We start from the raw sequence: 17,627 nt of genomic DNA on the forward strand, positions 1-17,627 counted from the left end.
CTAGGCCTCCTTACGTTCATCTGTTGAATCCTGGGGTGCGGTGCCGGCCGCGTGAATGGTGGCCGCGTGAATGGTGGCGACGACCTGGTCGGCCTTCACCAGGTCGCCCGTACTGACGCTGATGTGGACCGTGCCGGAGACTTCGGCCACGAGCTGGTGCTCCATCTTCATGGCCTCAACGGACAGCAGCACCTGTCCTGCTGTCACTTGCTCGCCGTCGCGCGCCGGCACTGCGACGACGGTCCCGGGCATGGGTGACCGGACTTCCGGGTCCGCGGCACCCTCTTCCCGCTCGACGGCGGCCAGCACCCGCTCCAGGCGAGACTCCCGGGTGAGGACTTCGAGTCCGCAGGACCAGCCGCCGCTGCCCACGTAAACGTGCCGCGGCCGCGCTTTCCGCCGATGGTCGCCGTCGGGCTCCATTTCCCGGGAACCACTGATGGCGAACGTGTGCTGCTGGTCCTCCACCTCGAGTGTGATGACACTGAGTCCGGGTCCGTTGGGCTCGGCTCGGGGTCTCGCGGCGTCAGCTCCGGCGGCTTCGCGTCCGGCGGCGTCAGCCGCCGGTCCGGGGACCCGGATTGTCCGTTCCGGCCCGCCGTCGACGCTGACCAGGGCATGGCCGGCGTCGGCGGCGCCGCCGCCCGGCCAGGTGATCGCCACGGTGGCCATGGCACCACCGGGAAGGCCGAAGCTTAGCCGCCAAGGCGCCGGAGCGCCGAGGCGCCAGCCCCGCGCGCTGTCCCAAGGCGACAGGATGCCTGACCGCCCCCCGCCGGGCTCAACTCCACCGGCCTCAACTCCACTGGCCTCGCCAAGCCAGAGCCACAGGGCAGCGGCCGCGAGTTCCGTGCTGCCGATGTCCCGGAACCCCAGTTCCGGCATCTTGCGGTCAATCAGCGTGGTGTCCAGGCGGCCGGCGCGGACGTCCTCGTCATTGATCAGGAGCCGCAGGTACTCCACGTTGGTGTCGATGCCAAGGACGGTGTACCGCTCCAGCGCCGCGTCCAGTTTGTCGAGGGCAGCCTTGCGGTCGGTCCCCCAGGCGATGACCTTGGACAGCATGGGGTCGTAGTCGCTGGAAATTTCCAGTCCCGGAAGCAGCGATGAGTCGATGCGCACCTCCTGGGTTTGGAGATGACCGGTGCCGGGAGCCGCAGGGCCTTGCGGGGCTGGCCGACCGCGCGGCGTCAAGAGGCTGCCGCCTTCGTCGAGGAGCACCACTTCGCCCGAGGACGGCAGGAAGTTCCGGTGCGGGGTCTCGGCGTAGACCCGGGCCTCCGCAGCGTGGCCGTTAAGAACGACGTCGTCCTGCCCGACCGTGAGCACCTCACCGCCGGCGATGCGCACCTGCCACTCGACGAGGTCGATGCCGGTGACCATTTCCGTCACGGGATGCTCCACCTGGAGCCGGGTATTCATTTCCATGAAGAAGAACTCGTCGGGGGAATCGTCCGAAACGAGGAACTCCACTGTGCCGGCGCCGGCGTAGTGGACGCTGCGGGCCGTCTGGCACGCGGCCTCGCCGATCCTGGCGCGGACGGCCTCGCCGTCGGCCAGCGATTCCAGCAGGGGTGACGGCGCCTCCTCGATAACCTTCTGGTGCCGCCGTTGCAGGGAGCACTCGCGCTCCCCCAGGTGGATGACGTTGCCGTGCGTATCGGCCAGGACCTGAACCTCGATGTGCCGCGGGGACGTCACCAGTCGTTCCAGGAACAGGGTGTCGTCCCCAAACGCGCTCGCAGCCACCCGGCGTGCCGTTGCCAGGGCGGACGGCAGGTCCTCGGGCCGGTCCACCGCATGCATTCCCTTGCCGCCGCCGCCCGCCGAGGGCTTGATCAGCAAGGGGAACCCCACGGCCGGGGCGGCGGCGATGAGTTCCTCATCCGTCATGCCGGGCTCGGCGATGCCCGGAACCACCGGAACGCCGTACCGGGCCACGTGGTTCTTCGAGCGGATCTTGTCCCCCATGACATCCAGGGCCTCGACCCCGGGACCGATGAAGGCGATGCCGGCGGCCTCCAGCGCCCTGGCAAAGTCCGCGTTCTCGCTCAGGAATCCATAGCCCGGGTGCACCGCCTCGGCACCGGTGTTCTGGCAGGCCCTGATGATCGCGTCGATGCTGAGGTAGCTTTGGGCGGCCGCGGCGGGGCCGATCCGGACGGCGGCGTCGGCCTCGCGCACGTGGCGGGCGCCGGCGTCGGCATCGCTGTACACGGCAACGGAACGGAGGCCCATGGCGCGCAGGGTCCTGATCACCCGGCAGGCAATCTCGCCGCGGTTGGCCACCAGGACGGTGCGAAACACGCTGCTAATGGTCATCGCCGGCTCACATTCGGAAGAGGCCGAAGGAGGTCTCCGGCAGCGGGACGCGGGAAACGACGTCGAGGGCCAGGCCCAGCACGGTGCGGGTGTCGGCGGGGTCAATGATGCCGTCGTCCCACAGCCGCGCCGTGGAGTAGTAGGGGCTGCCCTGGTCCTCGTACTGCTGCCGGATGGGGGCCTTGAACGCCTCTTCATCCGCTGCAGACCACTCCTGCCCTGCTGCCTCGTACTGGTCGCGCTTGACGGTGGCCAGGACGCTGGAGGCCTGGTTGCCGCCCATGACGGAGATGCGGCTGGCGGGCCACATCCACAGGAATCGTGGCGAATAGGCCCGGCCGCACATCGAGTAGTTGCCGGCGCCGAAGGATCCGCCGATCACCACCGTCAGCTTGGGCACGCGCGTGGTGGCCACGGCGGTCACCATCTTGGCGCCGTTCTTGGCAATTCCGCCCTGCTCGTAGTCCTTGCCCACCATGAAGCCGGAAATGTTCTGCAGGAAGAGCAGCGGAATGCCGCGCTGGTCGCACAGCTCAATGAAGTGCGCGCCCTTCAGCGCTGACTCGCTGAACAGCACGCCGTTGTTTGCCACGATGCCCACAGGGTGTCCGTGGAGCCTGGCGAATCCCGTCACCAGGGTGGGGCCGTAGTTCTTCTTGAACTCGTGGAAGCGGCTGCCGTCCACCAGCCGGGCGATCACTTCGCGGACATCGTACTGGGCGTTGACGTCCGTGGGGACGGCGCCGTAGAGCTGGTCGGGCACGGCGGCAGGTTCGACGGCGGTTTCCACGTCCCAGGCCGGCGCGGCGGGCCGGGGCAGCGTGGCAACGATGTCGCGGACGATCTGCAGGGCGTGCTCGTCGTTTTCGGCGAGGTGGTCCGTGACGCCGGAGATCCGGGAGTGTACGTCACCGCCGCCAAGCTCCTCCGCGCTGACGATTTCGCCGATAGCAGCCTTCACAAGCGGCGGCCCGCCGAGGAAGATGGTGCCCTGGTTGCGGACGATGACCGTTTCATCGCTCATCGCGGGAACGTAGGCACCGCCCGCGGTGCAGGAGCCCATGACCGAGGCGATCTGGGGAATCCCGGCAGCAGACATTCGGGCCTGGTTGTAGAAGATCCGGCCGAAATGGTCACGGTCCGGAAAGACTTCGTCCTGCTTGGGGAGGAAGGCTCCGCCCGAATCAACGAGGTAGATGCACGGGAGCCGGTTCTCGAGCGCGATCTTCTGGGCCCGGAGGTGCTTCTTCACCGTCATGGGATAGTAGGTGCCGCCCTTGACGGTGGCGTCATTGGAAATCACCAGCACGTGGCGGCCGTGCACCAGGCCGATGCCTGCGATGATGCCGGCGCCGGGCGAATCGTCGTTGTACATGCCGTTGGCAGCCAGCGGGGCGATCTCGAGGAAGGGGCTGCCGTCGTCGAGAAGCCGGTCGATCCGCTCGCGGGGAAGCAGCTTGCCCCGCGCCATGTGCCGCTCACGGGACTTCTCCGGCCCGCCCAGCGCCGCCGTCGCAAGACGTTTCCGCAGCTCATCGGCGAGCGCGCGCTGCGCAAGGTTGTTGGCCTCGAATGCGCTGCCGGCGGTATCCAGCCGGCTGGCGAGTGTCTCCATTGACCGCTTCCATTCCCGGGCACTGCCAGCGGCAGTCCTGCCGCATTTCGGTTAGTGCCTCGTAACTGAGATTAGGTTAGTCTCAAGTAACTGTGATGTCCAACACAGGATGTTGGTAAAGTTCTTTGGGTTCCGAGGAGGAAATGTGCCCACCACAGATCGAGAGCTCACCGCTCCCGGCCAGGCCGCAGCCGGCCGCGAGACAACCGGTCCGACGCAGCGCAGCCGGGCGAAGGAATCCCGCCGGCAGGCGCTCCTGTCCGCCGCGGCCACGCTCTTCGCCGGCAACGGGTTCAACCGGGTCTCCCTCGAGGACCTCGGCGCAGCCGCAGGCGTGAGCGGACCCGCCGTGTACCGCCACTTCCCCGGAAAGCAGGCTGTGCTGGGCGCGCTGCTGCTCACCGTCAGCCAGGACCTGCTCGACGGCGGCCGCCACGTGGTTGCCGACGCCGCCGATCCCTCCGCGGCCCTCCACCGACTGGTGGAGTTCCACGTGGACTTCGCCCTCAGCAACCCCGACGTGATCCGGGTGCAGGACAGGGATTTCAGCAATCTGACCAGCGAAGACCAGGCACAGGTACGCGCCCTGCAGCGCAACTACGTGGAAGTGTGGGTGGACGTCCTCGCCGGCATCCATGGCACAACAGACACGGCCGACCTCCGCATGCGCGCCCACGCGACGTTCGGCCTGATCAACTCCACGCCGCACTCCGTCCGTAACCACGGAAGCCGGATGGCCATCAAGTCGGCGCGGCCGCTTCTGGAGAGCATGGCGCTGGCGGCCCTGCTGGTGACGGCCAGCCCGCTTTCCGACTGACCCTGCTGGCCGGTTGCCTGCCGCTCCAGCCCGGGCGGCAGGCAAACCTCTATGACTTGCGGCTAGGCCAGCGCGAAGGCCATGCCGGGATCCGCGAGCAGCGCACCTACGTCGGCCAGGAACCTGGACCCCTGCTCGCCATCCACCAGCCGGTGGTCGAAGGAGAGGCTCAGCGTCATGACCTGCCTCAGTGCGACCTGATGCTGGTACTCCCACGGAGTTTTCCGGACGGCGCCCATGGCGAGGATCGCGGCTTCCCCCGGGTTGAGGATGGGCGTTCCGGCGTCGATCCCGAAGACACCGATGTTGGTGATGGAGATGGTGCCGCCCGAGAGGTCCGCCGGGCTGGTCTTACCTGCCCTGGCGGTATCCGTCAGTTCTGCGAGCCCGGTGGACAAGTCGACGAGCGCCAGCCGGTCCGCATCCTTGATGTTGGGAACGGTGAGACCCCGCGGAGTTGCGGCCGCGATGCCGAGGTTCACGTAGTTGAACTGGACGATCTCCTGGTTGGCCTCATCCCACCTCGCATTCAGGCCGGGATTCCGCCGCAATGCGATCAGGACAGCCTTGGCCACGAGGGTTAGCGGCGTGAGCTTGTGGCCAGCGAAGGCCTTGCTTTCCTTGAGCCTGGCCAGCAACTCCATGGCCGGGGTGACGTCGACCGTGAGGAACTCCGTCACATGGGGTGCCGTAAAGGCGCTGCTGACCATGGCAGCGGCCGTGAACTTGCGGACACCCTTGATCGGTGTCCGCACCTCACGCTCGCCCTGTGCCCGCGCCGGCTGCAGTTCCTGCGCTGCCAACTCCTGGGCGGCCGCGGGAACATCCCCGCCGCCCACGAAATTGCGCACATCGTCACGGGTAATCAGACCGCTGGGGCCGGTCCCCGGGACGCTCTCAAGATCGACTCCGAGGTCCTTGGCCAGCTTCCGGACGGGCGGCGTGGAACGTGGCCGCTCGGCTGTGTTGGTGTCCGCAGGCCTGGTTTCGACAGGCTCAACCACCGGGGCGGGCTCAGCCAGCGTTCGCTGCCGTCGGACGGGACGACCGGTGCTTTCGACGACGGCGCCGTACCCGACGAGGTTGGGTTCCCTCTTGGGAAGCGCCGGCTCAGCCGGAACGGCCGCGGCGCTCTGGTTACCGGCGTCGTCCTTAACCTCGAACGAGACAATCGGCTTGCCCACCTCCACGACGGTTCCCGGCTGTTCGTGCAGGGCGGTGATCACCCCCGCGAACGGTGAGGGCAGTTCCACCACTGCCTTGGCGGTCTCCACCTCGGCGATGATCTGGTTCAGGCTGACGGTGTCCCCGACCCCCACCTTCCAGCTGACAATTTCGGATTCGGTCAGTCCTTCGCCGAGATCGGGCAGCCGGAATTCCTTGATCATGGTGGCGGTCATCCTTCCAGCCCGCTCAGCGAATTCGGCCGGCCCAGCGCGCGGTCCACACCGTCGAGGATCCGGTCCAGATCCGGAAGGTGGTGCATCTCCACCCTCGAATACGGGTACGGCACGTCGAACCCGGTGACGCGGACCGGTGCCGCCTCAAGGTGGTAGAAGCAGCGCTCGGTGATGCTGGCCGCAACCTCGGCACCGAGCCCGCCCGACTGCCCGGCCTCGTGGGTGATCACCAGCCTGCCCGTCTTGCGGACCGAGGCCTCCACGGTGGCGAAATCCACCGGAGCCAGCGACCGTAGGTCGATGACCTCAACCGAGACGCCCTCGTCCGCGGCTGCCGTGGCAGCGTCACGGGCCGTCTTCACGAGTGGCCCGTAGGCCACGAGTGTAACGTCGCTGCCGTCCGTGACCACCCGGGCCTGGCCCATCGGTGGGGCCGAAGTGGGATCAAGCGACTCGTCCACTTCGCCTTTGTCGTGGTAGCGGCGCTTGGGCTCGAAGAACACCACGGGGTCATCGCAGGAAATAGCCTGCTGGATCATGGTGTGGGCGTCCTGCGGGCTGGCCGGGGTGACCACCCGCAGGCCCGCCGTGTGGGCAAAGTAGGCCTCCGGTGATTCGGAGTGGTGCTCCGGCGATCCGATGCCGCCGCCGAACGGGATGCGGATGGTGATGGGCATTTTTACGGCGCCCCGGCTGCGGTAATGCATCTTGGCCACCTGGGACACGATCTGGTCGAACGCGGGATAGACGAAGCCGTCGAATTGGATTTCCACCACCGGCCGGTACCCGCGGTAGGCCAGGCCAACCGCGGTGCCCACAATGCCGGACTCGGCCAGGGGCGTGTCCACCACCCTGTGGTTGCCGAAGTCCTTCTGCAGTCCGTCGGTCACGCGGAAGACGCCGCCCAGGGTGCCGATGTCCTCGCCCATGAGGAGCACCTTGGGATCGTTGTCGAGGGATCTGCGGAGGCCTGAGTTTATTGCCCGCGCAAAGGTCATCTGCGTCATCGACGTGCACCTTCTTCTTGTGTTGCCCCTTCAGGATCGCCGAAGGAGGCAAGGTAACGGGAGTAGTGGTCCTGCTGGCGGTCCAGCCAGGAGTTGGGGGTGCTGTACACGTGCTTGAAGACGTCGAGGGGTTCGGGGTCCGGCATGCCGACGCAGCCGGCACGCAGCTCACGGGCGACGGCGTCTGCCTTGGTCCGCACGCCGGCTTCGAACTCCTCGGTGAATAGGCCCTTCCGGTCAAGCAGCGCATGGACCCGTCCAATCGGATCCTTGGCCGCCCAATCCTCGAGCTCATTGGGGTCGCGGTACCGGGTGGGATCATCCGCCGTCGTATGCGGGCCCATCCTGTAAGTGACTGCCTCGATGAAGGTGGGGCCGCCGCCCCGGCGGGCCCGGTCGAGGGCAACCCGCGTGGCTGCCATGACCGCCAGGACATCGTTGCCGTCAACCCGCATGCTGGGGATGCCGAATCCAGCCCCGCGGTCCACAAGCTGGGTATGGGACTGGAGGCGCACCGGTTCGGAGATGGCCCAGTGGTTGTTTTGGCAGAAGAACACCAGGGGCACCTGGAAGCTGGCGGCGAAGACCATGGCCTCGTTGACGTCGCCCTCGCTTGTGGCACCGTCGCCGAAGTACACAATCGCCGCGGAGTCCGCACCGTCGTTCTGGATTCCCATGGCGTATCCGGTGGCATGCAGCGTCTGCGCGCCGATGACGATCTGCGGGATGGCCATGTTGACCGCGTACGGATCCCAGCCGCCGGAGGCAGCGCCGCGCCAGACACGCAGGATGTCCGACAGGTCTACCCCGCGGCAGTAGGCCACGCCGTTTTCGCGGTAGCTGGGGAATATAAAGTCGTCATCCCGCAGGGACCGAACGGATCCCACCTGCGAGGCCTCCTGGCCCAGCAGCGGCGGCCAGAGGCCCAGTTCGCCCTGGCGCTGCAGCGCTGTTGCCTCTTTGTCGATCCGCCGGATCACCACCAGGTCTTCGTAGAGCGAGCACAATTGCTCGTCTGATATGTCCCTGACCCAGGGGTCATACTCCGGATGGCTGACGCGCTCCCCCGCGGGGGTGATCAGCTGGACCATGTTGTGGCCCGCGCCACCCTGGTGCCCTGCATTGTTGTCCTGGCCGGCGGCTGTTCCGCCCTGGCCCGCATCGTCTGTCACCACTGTTGCCGCAACCTTCTGACGTCGTGTAACCATCCCGCGGCAGGACTCGTGATACCGCCGCATTCCGGCCTCCCGGGCGCCTTTGCCCCGGTTAATTGTGACCATACTCACAATGTTCAAGTGGTACAACCACCGCGGCCAAAACTGAGCACAATGCACTGTTTAGCAGGTTCGGACCGTGCTAGCCTTGCGCATTATGCAAGCTTTGGATGGCACAGACACCCGGTTGCTCTCCGCCCTGGCACAGGACCCGCGCCGCACCGTGGTGGCCCTGGCCCAGAAGCTCGGCCTCTCCCGCAACACGGTGCAGGCGCGGATGGCCCAGCTCGAAAAGAAGCATGCTTTCCTGTCGTTTGAGCGGCGCATCAATCCGGTGTCCCTGGGGTATCCGCTGATGGCTTTCATCTCGGTGCATGTCCAGCAGCAAAAGCTTGGCTCGCTCGCCGAGGAGCTGGCGGCCGTGCCGGAGATCCTCGAGGGCTACGGCCTGACCGGTTCGGCAGACCTGCTGCTGCGCGTGGTGGCACTGGACGCCGAAGACCTCTTCCGGATCAACGGGAAGATCCTGGCCTGCGACGGCGTCGAAAGGACCGACACCGCCCTGGCGATGGGTGAACTGATACCGTTCCGGATCCAGCCGCTACTTGACCGCAACTCGGCGGAAGACTGAGCGCACCTGGCCATCTGTAACGGCGGGAAACCATCACGGCTTGGCGCTTCGATGCAAAAGCGCGCGGGCGCTATAGGCTAATCCACAAAGTGACCGGGCGCCGGCTGTGCCCCCGTTAGTCGGAGCGCCGCCAGTGCGGTGCCGGAAAGGCCCACCGTTGAGCAATCCCCCGCTCCCCCCACAGCAGCCCGGCCCCTACCAGCCCAGACCACAGCAGCCCGGACGGCGGGCCCTTCCGCCTTCCCCGTTCGGCTTGCCGGGCCTGCCACCGGCCAAAAGCCGCAAGGGCCTCTGGATCGTGGTGGGCATTGTGGCAGGCGTGCTCCTGCTGGTAATCGTCGGCGTCCTGCTCCTGGTGAACCTGGTGGGCGGGTCCACCCGGCAGGCCGGCGACCTCGCGGACGACTTCACGAAGCTGGTCATCGCCGGCGACACGGACAAGGCCTACAACGACTACATGGACCCGAGCCTCAAGGAGCAGCTGAGTCGCGAGGAATTCGCGGCAGGCGTCAAGAGCCTCCAGCTGGACCCGTCCTGCACCACGGCCTACGACGACCTCAAAGTCAGCACCCAGAACGAGAACAACATTGCGGATGTCGCCGGGCTCATCAAATGCCAGGGCAAGGACATCGAGATGGTGTACCGCTTCGCCGGCAAGGACGAACTGAAGCTGGTCACCATCAAGCTCCGGCCAAAGGCGTGACCATCGTCTGACCGCGCACACATCCAAGCGCACACCCATCCAAGCGCGCACCGGAACCGAATCGCTTCCGGGACTCCCAGCCGGGGCTCCGCAAATCTGGCCAGGGCTCCTGTCCCAGGCCGGCAACCGGAAGGAATTTGGGCCATGCGCAACTCACCGAACCGTCTTATCGCCACTGTCTTCGGAGCCGTCTACCTGCTGGTGGGACTCGTCGGCTTCGCCGTGACCTCTGGAGTCGGCTTCTTCTCCACTGAAGGCTCCAACCTGATCATCTTCGAGGTCAACCCGCTGCACAACGTGATTCACCTCGCGATCGGCGCCGCCCTCCTCTACGCCGGAGTCAAGGATGTCCGGCTGGCGCGCACCATCAACACGGCGGTGGGTGCGGTGTACCTGCTCGTGGGCATCCTCGGTCTGTTCCTGCTCAGCTCGCCCCTGAACATCATTGCCCTCAACGGTGCGGACAATGTTCTCCACCTGGCGAGCGCGGTCCTGCTGCTCGGCGTCGGCCTGTCCCTGGACAAGGTCCCCGCCACGGCACGCGCCTAGAAGACCCTGCGCCTGAAAGATGATGACCAGCCAGGCCATGGCGGCAGTTCCGGCAACGCAGGGAACGTCCCGTTCCGATGCCGTCAGGCTCGTCGCCGGCTTTGCCGGGCTCGGCGCCGCAGCGGTCAACCTCGCCGTCGCCTCCAGCCTGTTCGCTGCCTCCGGCACCAACTTCCCCGGCAGGGTGGCCGTAGCCACGGCCGCCCTGCTCTGGGGTGCAGCCCTGCTGGGGTGGACGGTTGCCGGGCTGAGCAGGAACCGTTTCCCGGTGCCGCGGGCCTCCGCCCTCCTGCTGCCCGCGGCAGCCGCCGCGCACGGGGCGGCCATTGTCCTCGGCGCGGGGAGCGGGATGGCCGGCCTGGGTATCAGCCACCTCGCCGCCCTGCTCCTGACCCTCATGATCCTCGCGGCCACGTCATGGCTCGGCCGCAGGTCCCCCAATCTTCCCGGCGGTTCCGGTCAGGACGCATCGGGCCGCCTGGGTGCGGGGCCACTCATCGCCGCAGCCTTCGCCGGTGCACTGCTGGTTGCCGCCATCACGACGCCGGGACTCGCCGCATCGACGGCGGGCGAGTTCGCGGTGCCGCACGGTGAACACACCGGGGGCCACCACTCGCCCTGAACCACACGCCTTATGCCCCCGACGGACACGCCCGACGGCGGCAGGCACGGCAGGAGCCCCCGCGCGGCGCGCGAGGGCTCCTGCTTGCTGGGTCGGGAGTCTGAGCGAACGGAAAGCTGCTAGTGTTCCACGGCCTTCTCGGCGCCAACCCCGGTCAGCGACCGGACTTCCATCTCGGCCTGCTTGCTGCGGTCCTCCTGCCTCTTGTCCAGGACCGTGCCGAGCCAGCCCAGCAGGAAGGCCAGCGGGATGGACACGATGCCCGGGTTGCTCAGCGGGAAGATGGCGAAGTTAGCGCCCTTGATCATGGAGGTCGCGCCGCCGGACACCACGGGCGAGAGCGCAATCAGGATGATGGCGGATGCGAGCCCGCCGTACATGCTCCAGACCGCACCCTGTGTGGTGAACCGGCGCCAGAACAGGGAGTAGATGATGGTGGGCAGGTTGGCGGAGGCGGCCACGGCGAACGCCAGCGCCACCAGGAAGGCCACGTTCTGGCCGTTGGCAAAGATCCCGCCCAGGATGGCGAGGATGCCAATCACAATGACAGTGCGGCGGGCCACCTTAACTTCGGTGTCGGCGTCGGCCTTTCCCTTGGCGATGACGTTGGCATAGATGTCGTGGGCGAACGAGGCGGCGGCGGTAATCGTGAGCCCGGCAACCACGGCGAGGATCGTGGCGAACGCCACGGCCGAGATGAAGCCCAGCAGCAACGGGCCGCCCAGGTGGAAGGCCAGCAGCGGCGCTGCCGAGTTGACGCCGCCGGGGGCGCCCTTGATGGTGTCGGCCCCTACCAGGGCAGCGGCGCCATAGCCGAGGACCAGCGTGAAGATGTAGAACAGCCCGATCAGCCAAATGGACCACACCACGGACTTGCGGGCCTCCTTGGCAGTGGGCACCGTGTAGAAGCGCATCAACACGTGCGGCAGGGCTGCCGTCCCCAGGACCAGGGCCAGGGCCAGGGACATGAAGTCCAGCTTGGACGTTTCGGTCTTGCCGTACTGCAGGCCGGGGTTGAGCACGGCAGGGTTGTTCGCCGCCTCGGCCGCGCCGCCCAGCAGGCTGGAGAGGTTGAACCCGTAGATGGCGAGGACCCAGAGGGTCATGACGGCGGCACCGGCGATGAGCAGGCAGGCCTTGATGATCTGCACCCAGGTAGTTCCCTTCATTCCGCCGATCAGTACATACATGATCATCAGGGCCCCGACGACGATGATCACCAGGGCCTGTCCGCCCCAGTCGCTGATGCCCAGCAGCAGCGAGATCAGGCTTCCGGCGCCGGCCATCTGGGCCAGGAGGTAGAAGAAACAGACTGCAAGCGTGGAGATGGCAGCTGCGATGCGGACCGGGCGCTGCCGAAGGCGGAACGACAGGACGTCGGCCATGGTGTATTTGCCCGTGTTCCGGAGCAGCTCCGCCACCAGCAGGAGAGCCACGAGCCAGGCGACCAGGAAGCCAATGGAGTACATGAACCCGTCGTAGCCGTTGATGGCGATGGCGCCGGTGATGCCCAGGAAGGAGGCCGCCGACAGGTAGTCGCCCGCGATGGCGGTGCCGTTCTGCGAACCCGTGAAGGAACGCCCGGCGGCATAGTAATCGGCGGCCGTCTTGTTGTTCCGGCTGGCCCGGAGAACGATGACCATGGTGACGGCGACGAACAGGGCGAAGATGCCCATGTTCAGCAACGTGGTGTCCTTGAGTGCGGCGACGTCGACCGCTGCGGGTATGGTGATCATTTTGCTTCCCCGCTTACTGAACGGCCCGGCGTGCTGCTGGCGGACTTGTCATACTCGTGGCCTTCGATGCCGTGCCGGATGTCCGCGGCGATCGGGTCCAGGCGCCGGTTTGAGTAGCTGACGTACCAGCCGGTGATGGCGAAGGTGGTCACGAACTGCAGCAGCCCCATGATGATGCCGACATTGATGTTGCCCCACACCTTGGTGGACATGAAGTCCACGGCGTAGGCGGCAAGGATGACGTACGCGAAGTACCAGAGCAGAAACGCGATGGCCATGGGGAACACAAAGCTGCGGTGGCGCTTGCGCAGTTCCTTGAACTGCTGCGTGGCCTGGACTTCCTCGAAGTCCGCGGCCGCCGCCGCGGCCGGGGTTCGGGCATCGTTACCCATCATTCCTCCTCGTTGAGACTGAATCGCACACGGCCGCACTGCACCAGCCAATGTGACTGCCATCACTGTGCGCCGAGGAGGGGCCGATACGCCAGTGGTTTCGCGCTCCCGTCGGTCAACGGCGGCGCTACTGCGCCAAACGGCACGCGCTACGCTGGCAGCATGCCGGACTCCCCTCTCTATTCCGCGGCCGCCATGGCCGTCATCGCGCTCGCGGTGGCCGTCGTCGTCGCCGTCGGACTCAAGGTGCTGCGCTCCTTCCGGGAGCTGGGGACCGACGCCGAGCGGGCCACCTACAACACCCTCCACGCCGCGTCGAAAGCCGGACGGCATCTGCGGACGGGTTTGAACCCCGCGGGTGCCGCCAAGGCAAGCCGCCAGCTGAGGGCCCTGCTTGGCTGTGACGCGCTGGCCATTCTGGACGTATCCGGCGTGCTGGCCTGGGACGGGACCGCCGAGGAGCTGCGTCCGGGTCTGATGGCGCTGGCCGCGGACGTGCTCTCGAGCGGCAGGACCCAGGTGTTCAACGCCGCCGACCTGCAGCTCCACTCCCCCAAGTCCGGATCCGTCGGCGCCGCCGTCGTGGCCCCCGTCCGGTCCGGCGCGCGCGTGGTGGGAGCCGTGGCGGCCTTCGCGCCCCAGGCGGGCGCAGGGCTGGTGCGCGCCACCACGGAAGTGGCCGACTGGGTGGCCGCACAGGTGGAGCTGGCCGAGCTGGACGCCTCCCGGACGCTCCTGATGGAGGCGGAGGTACGGGCCCTCCGCGCCCAGATCAGCCCGCACTTCATCTACAACTCGCTCAACGCCATCGCCTCCTTCATCAACACCGATCCGGCCCGGGCGCGCGAACTCGTGGTGGAGTTCGCAGACTTCACCCGGTACTCGTTCCGGCGGCACGGGGACTTCACCACGCTGGCCGAGGAGCTGCGGTGCATCGACAGGTACCTGCTGCTGGAGCGGGCTCGGTTCGGCGAGCGGGTGCAGGTCAGCCTGCGGGTCGCCCCGGAGGTGCTGAGCACGGTGATCCCGTTCTTGAGCCTGCAGCCGCTCGTCGAGAATGCGGTCCGGCACGGCCTGGAGGCGAAGGAGGGGCCGGGCCACATCACCATCTCAGCCAACGACTCGGGTGCGTTCGCGGAGGTCACCATCGAGGACGACGGCGTGGGCATGGACCCGGTGCAGCTGCAGTCCATGCTGGCCGGCCATGTGGACGGTGATCACGTGGGCCTACGGAACGTCGACGCCCGGCTCCGGCAGGTGTACGGCGACGACCACGGCCTGGTAATCGAGACGGCTCCCGGCGAGGGCACGCTCATCACCATGCGGGTCCCGAAGTCGCAGCCGGACCATGATGCCTGAAACTGCTGGCGCCGGAGGTTCTAACCCGGAAGCGGCGGGTCCGAAAGATAATCTAGGAGCATGATTAACGTTCTCGTCGCCGACGACGAACTGCCCGCAGTTGAGGAGCTTGCCTTCCTCCTGGGCCGTGATGAGAGGATCGGCGCCATCCTGCGCGCCTCCTCGGGCGCCGAGGCGCTGCGGGTCCTGGACGCTGAGGCGGTGGACGCCGTCTTCCTGGACATTCACATGCCGGCGGTATCCGGCCTGGACATCGCCCGGGCCATTTCCCGCAGCCGCCGGCCGCCCGCCGTCGTGTTCGTGACAGCTGACGAGGACTGCGCGCTGGAGGCCTTCGAGCTTGCGGCCGTCGATTATCTCCTGAAGCCCGTTCGGGCCGAGCGGCTGGCCCGCTCCGTTGGCCGGATCAGTGAACTGATCCGCGACGGCGGTGCCACGCCGGAAATGATCACCGTGGACCAGGGCGGCACCACCAGGATGATCCGGCGCGACGACGTCACCTACGTCCAGGCGCAGGGCGACTACGCCCGGCTCCACACCGCCGATGCCAGCTACCTGATCAGGGTTCCCCTCGCCGACCTGGAACAGCAGTGGGCGGACGCAGGCTTCATCCGCACCCACCGGTCCTATCTGGTGGCCCTCGCCCATGTCTCACACCTCAAGCTCGCCGCGGTCCGCCCGAGCGTCTCCGTCGAGGACGCGGAACTGCCGATCAGCCGGCGGCACCTGCCGGCCGTCCGCGAGAAGCTTGAGGCAACCCGGATCCGGCCGCAGGCATGACGCGGGTCAGGGTCACGGCGCCCCGTTCGGCCTCCCGCATGCCGGCCGACTCCTCGGCCGAGCCGCGCGAGTCCGCCGAGGAGTCGGCCGTCGGCCAGGTGTTCGTCCGCTCGCTGATCCGCTCCCAGCTCCGGCTTGCCCTGGTGGTGGCCGGCGGCTTCCTGCTGATCCTCGGCGCGTTTCCGCTGCTGCTTGCCGCCATACCGGGCCTGGCGCAGACCCGGGTTGCCGGGATCCCGTTCGACTGGCTCCTGCTGGGCGCCGGGATCTACCCGGTCACCGGGATCAGCGCCTGGTTGTATATCCGCAGCGCGGCGCGGAACGAAGCCCGTTACCGCGACCTCGCAGGGAACAGGTGATCCTGCGGTGAACCCGGCAGTGGGCATCGCGGCGGTGGCCGCCGTTTCCGTGGCGACGGCGGTGATCGGCTTCTACGGACTGCGGATCTCTCGCACCACCGGGGACTTCTATGTTGCCTCCCGGACCGTGCCGCCCTGGTGGAACGCGTCGGCCATTGGCGGAGAGTATCTTTCCGCCGCGAGTTTCCTGGGCGTGGCCGGCCTGATCCTCCTGTCCGGCACGGATGCCCTGTGGTACCCCGTTGGCTACACCGCCGGGTACCTGATGCTTCTGCTGTTCGTGGCCGCGCCGCTCCGGCGTTCCGGCGCCTACACCATCCCCGATTTCACCGAAGCCCGGCTCGACTCGCGGGCCGTGCGCCGTGTCACCAGCCTTGCCGTGGTCATTGTGGGCTGGCTCTACATCGTCCCGCAGCTGCACGGCGCTGCCCTGACCATCCGGACCACCACCGGACTGCCGTCCTGGGCCGGTTCGACCGCCGTCGTGGTGGTGGTGTGCCTCACCGTGGTGGCTGGCGGCATGCGCTCCATCACCTTCGTCCAGGCCTTTCAGTTTTGGCTGAAGCTCACGGCACTGGCCGTGCCCTTCATCTTCATTTTGCTGGTGCTGGCGGAGGATGGCGGTCCCGCCCTGCCGGCAGTGGCCACGAACCCGGGCGGGGCGAATCCGGCCAGCCCCTACCAGAGCATCTCGCTGCTCGTGGCCCTGCTGTTCGGAACGCTGGGACTGCCGCACGTCCTGGTCCGCTTCTACACCAACCCCGACGGGCAATCGGCGCGCCGGACCACGCTGATCGTGCTGGGCCTGCTGTCTGTGTTCTATCTGTTTCCGACGGCGTACGGACTGGCCGGGTGCCTGTTCGCCCCGGACCTGGCACGGGCGGGGCAGGCGGATGCCCTGGTGCTGCTGCTTCCGGGCCGCCTCGTCGGGGGCCCGGCCGGAGAGCTGCTGTCCGCGCTCGTCGTGGCGGGGGCCTTCGCCGCGTTCCTGTCCACAACATCGGGGCTCGTCGTCTCGCTGGCCGGTGTGATCAGCCAGGACGTGCTGGGCGGCAGCGTGCGCGGCTTCCGGGTGGCGGCCCTGGTCTCGATCACCGTTCCGCTGGGCCTGGCGCTCATGACGGACTCGCTGGCCCTCGCCGGGAGCGTGGGCCTGGTGTTCGCCTTTACGGCGTCCACCATTTGTCCGGTCCTGCTGCTCGGCATCTGGTGGCGCGGCCTGACCGACGCCGGGGCCATCGCGGGGATGGTGACCGGCGGTCTGCTGTGCGGCGGCGCCATGGTGGCGGGCACACTGCTGGGGGTGGCGGGAACGCCGCCGTGGCTGGCGCAGCCCGCAGCCTGGACGGTACCGGCAGCCTTCACCGTGATGGTGCTGGCGTCGCGTGCCACCAGTTCCCGGGTGCCGCGGACCATCACCAGGGTGATGACCCGGCTCCACACGCCCGAGCGGCCGCTGGCCACGGAGCGCTGAGCGGCCAGCCAGCACTGCTGGCCAGGCTGTCAGTCGATGGCGGCCATCAGCTCGACCACCCGGTCGAGGAAGGCGTCCACCTGGGTCTCCTCATAGCCGTCCTTGCCGGCGGCAGGCCGGAAGACGGCCCGGCGTACGTTGTCAACGCTGAGGGGCTTGTCCTGTTCCAGGTAGCCGATCAGGTCCAGGCACAGGGCGTCCACGTCTTTGGTGTTGTAGCTGCGCGCCTTTTTCTTGACCGGGCGGCGGAACCTCTCGCCGTCGGGCCGGTGAAGGCGGCCCCGCAGCGTTCCGGAAAGCTGTCCGATCTGACGGAGCCAGGCGTCCTCGCCGCGTTCGGCGATAAGGTCGTCCCGCTCCCTGCGGGCGAAGGCGTCTTCCAGACGGTCCAGGGCGGCGTCCACGGCGGTGGCGGAGTATCCGCCCTTGATGGGGTCGAAGGACACGGACCGGACGTCGGCGCTCTTGAGCGGGTGGGCGGCCGCTTCGGGCGTCTCCAGTGATACGCGGGCCTGCTGCAGGAACTGGTCCACCTGCTTTGCGTTGTAGCCGTAGTCCGTCCGCGCCACGCGTTCGAACGACGCCGGAATCTGCCGCTTGCTGTCCACTCTCACCATGTTTCCTTCGATACTTCTTCGGCGGTTCGT

Annotated in this window: 17 protein-coding genes; 9 read left to right on the top strand and 8 right to left on the bottom strand. The window is 67.5% G+C overall.

Annotated features, from left to right (window positions below; all coding sequences use genetic code 11):
* Together ACTHQX_RS02795 and ACTHQX_RS02800 are read right to left on the bottom strand one after the other, a co-directional pair.
* Nucleotides 1-2,322, bottom strand: a complete 2,322-nt coding sequence (locus ACTHQX_RS02795) for an ATP-binding protein (RefSeq protein ID WP_440155520.1) — start codon at nucleotides 2,320-2,322, stop codon at nucleotides 1-3.
* 7 nt (nucleotides 2,323-2,329) lie between these two features.
* Nucleotides 2,330-3,937 carry a carboxyl transferase domain-containing protein gene (locus tag ACTHQX_RS02800; protein WP_440155521.1) on the bottom strand — a complete coding sequence of 536 codons (1,608 nt, stop codon included), beginning with the start codon at nucleotides 3,935-3,937 and terminating at the stop codon, nucleotides 2,330-2,332.
* Nucleotides 3,938-4,082: 145 nt separating this feature from the next.
* Here ACTHQX_RS02800 and ACTHQX_RS02805 point away from each other — a divergent pair, with 145 nt between their 5' ends.
* Nucleotides 4,083-4,754, top strand: coding sequence for an SACE_7040 family transcriptional regulator (locus ACTHQX_RS02805; RefSeq protein WP_440155523.1), 672 nt, complete (start codon nucleotides 4,083-4,085; stop codon nucleotides 4,752-4,754).
* 62 nt (nucleotides 4,755-4,816) lie between these two features.
* On the opposite strand, the gene ACTHQX_RS02810 is transcribed toward ACTHQX_RS02805, so the two are convergent.
* Genes ACTHQX_RS02810 through pdhA form a run of 3 tightly spaced genes read right to left on the bottom strand, consistent with a single transcriptional unit; the run spans nucleotide 4,817 to nucleotide 8,336 of the window.
* The gene (locus ACTHQX_RS02810) at nucleotides 4,817-6,154 is read right to left on the bottom strand and encodes a dihydrolipoamide acetyltransferase family protein (RefSeq protein WP_440155525.1); all 1,338 of its coding nucleotides are present in this window, start codon (nucleotides 6,152-6,154) and stop codon (nucleotides 4,817-4,819) included.
* Complete coding sequence (locus ACTHQX_RS02815) at nucleotides 6,151-7,161, bottom strand: alpha-ketoacid dehydrogenase subunit beta (RefSeq protein ID WP_236807833.1); 1,011 nt, start codon at nucleotides 7,159-7,161, stop codon at nucleotides 6,151-6,153. Before ACTHQX_RS02815 ends, ACTHQX_RS02810 begins: the two co-directional genes overlap by 4 nt.
* Complete coding sequence (pdhA, locus tag ACTHQX_RS02820; protein WP_440155526.1) at nucleotides 7,158-8,336, bottom strand: pyruvate dehydrogenase (acetyl-transferring) E1 component subunit alpha; 1,179 nt, start codon at nucleotides 8,334-8,336, stop codon at nucleotides 7,158-7,160. The genes ACTHQX_RS02815 and pdhA overlap by 4 nt, the downstream gene beginning before the upstream one ends.
* A 196-nt stretch (nucleotides 8,337-8,532) precedes the next feature.
* On the opposite strand from pdhA, the gene ACTHQX_RS02825 reads away from it, so the two are divergent.
* From ACTHQX_RS02825 to ACTHQX_RS02840, 4 genes are all read left to right on the top strand, one after another.
* On the top strand, nucleotides 8,533-9,006 hold the full coding sequence (locus tag ACTHQX_RS02825; protein ID WP_214850604.1) for an Lrp/AsnC family transcriptional regulator: 474 nt from the start codon (nucleotides 8,533-8,535) through the stop codon (nucleotides 9,004-9,006).
* A gap of 157 nt (nucleotides 9,007-9,163) precedes the next feature.
* Nucleotides 9,164-9,709 carry a hypothetical protein gene (locus ACTHQX_RS02830; protein ID WP_440155527.1) on the top strand — a complete coding sequence of 182 codons (546 nt, stop codon included), beginning with the start codon at nucleotides 9,164-9,166 and terminating at the stop codon, nucleotides 9,707-9,709.
* 144 nt (nucleotides 9,710-9,853) lie between these two features.
* Nucleotides 9,854-10,258 (top strand): DUF4383 domain-containing protein, encoded by a 405-nt coding sequence (locus ACTHQX_RS02835; protein WP_440155529.1) that lies wholly within the window; start codon nucleotides 9,854-9,856, stop codon nucleotides 10,256-10,258.
* Nucleotides 10,259-10,277: 19 nt separating this feature from the next.
* Nucleotides 10,278-10,880 (top strand): hypothetical protein, encoded by a 603-nt coding sequence (locus ACTHQX_RS02840; RefSeq protein ID WP_440155530.1) that lies wholly within the window; start codon nucleotides 10,278-10,280, stop codon nucleotides 10,878-10,880.
* A gap of 119 nt (nucleotides 10,881-10,999) precedes the next feature.
* On the opposite strand, the gene ACTHQX_RS02845 is transcribed toward ACTHQX_RS02840, so the two are convergent.
* Both ACTHQX_RS02845 and ACTHQX_RS02850 read right to left on the bottom strand, forming a co-directional pair.
* The gene (locus ACTHQX_RS02845; protein WP_440155531.1) at nucleotides 11,000-12,616 is read right to left on the bottom strand and encodes a solute symporter family protein; all 1,617 of its coding nucleotides are present in this window, start codon (nucleotides 12,614-12,616) and stop codon (nucleotides 11,000-11,002) included.
* Nucleotides 12,613-13,008, bottom strand: a complete 396-nt coding sequence (locus ACTHQX_RS02850) for a DUF485 domain-containing protein (RefSeq protein ID WP_236807828.1) — start codon at nucleotides 13,006-13,008, stop codon at nucleotides 12,613-12,615. Before ACTHQX_RS02850 ends, ACTHQX_RS02845 begins: the two co-directional genes overlap by 4 nt.
* A 162-nt stretch (nucleotides 13,009-13,170) precedes the next feature.
* Here ACTHQX_RS02850 and ACTHQX_RS02855 point away from each other — a divergent pair, with 162 nt between their 5' ends.
* The 4 genes from ACTHQX_RS02855 to ACTHQX_RS02870 are packed head-to-tail and all read left to right on the top strand — an operon-like array spanning nucleotide 13,171 to nucleotide 16,980.
* Nucleotides 13,171-14,367, top strand: coding sequence for a sensor histidine kinase (locus ACTHQX_RS02855; RefSeq protein WP_236807827.1), 1,197 nt, complete (start codon nucleotides 13,171-13,173; stop codon nucleotides 14,365-14,367).
* A gap of 60 nt (nucleotides 14,368-14,427) precedes the next feature.
* Nucleotides 14,428-15,147, top strand: coding sequence for a LytR/AlgR family response regulator transcription factor (locus tag ACTHQX_RS02860; RefSeq protein WP_236807826.1), 720 nt, complete (start codon nucleotides 14,428-14,430; stop codon nucleotides 15,145-15,147).
* Nucleotides 15,144-15,506 (top strand): hypothetical protein, encoded by a 363-nt coding sequence (locus ACTHQX_RS02865; protein ID WP_236807825.1) that lies wholly within the window; start codon nucleotides 15,144-15,146, stop codon nucleotides 15,504-15,506. The genes ACTHQX_RS02860 and ACTHQX_RS02865 overlap by 4 nt, the downstream gene beginning before the upstream one ends.
* Nucleotides 15,507-15,513: 7 nt before the next feature.
* Entirely contained in the window at nucleotides 15,514-16,980 is a 1,467-nt protein-coding gene (locus ACTHQX_RS02870; protein WP_440155532.1) for a sodium/solute symporter, read from the top strand.
* 29 nt (nucleotides 16,981-17,009) lie between these two features.
* On the opposite strand, the gene ACTHQX_RS02875 is transcribed toward ACTHQX_RS02870, so the two are convergent.
* Complete coding sequence (locus ACTHQX_RS02875; protein WP_440155533.1) at nucleotides 17,010-17,597, bottom strand: DivIVA domain-containing protein; 588 nt, start codon at nucleotides 17,595-17,597, stop codon at nucleotides 17,010-17,012.
* Between the last annotated feature and the right edge of the window lie 30 nt (nucleotides 17,598-17,627).

This window comes from Arthrobacter sp. SAFR-023, assembly GCF_051965295.1.
In the GTDB taxonomy this organism is placed as follows: Bacteria; Actinomycetota; Actinomycetes; order Actinomycetales; family Micrococcaceae; genus Arthrobacter.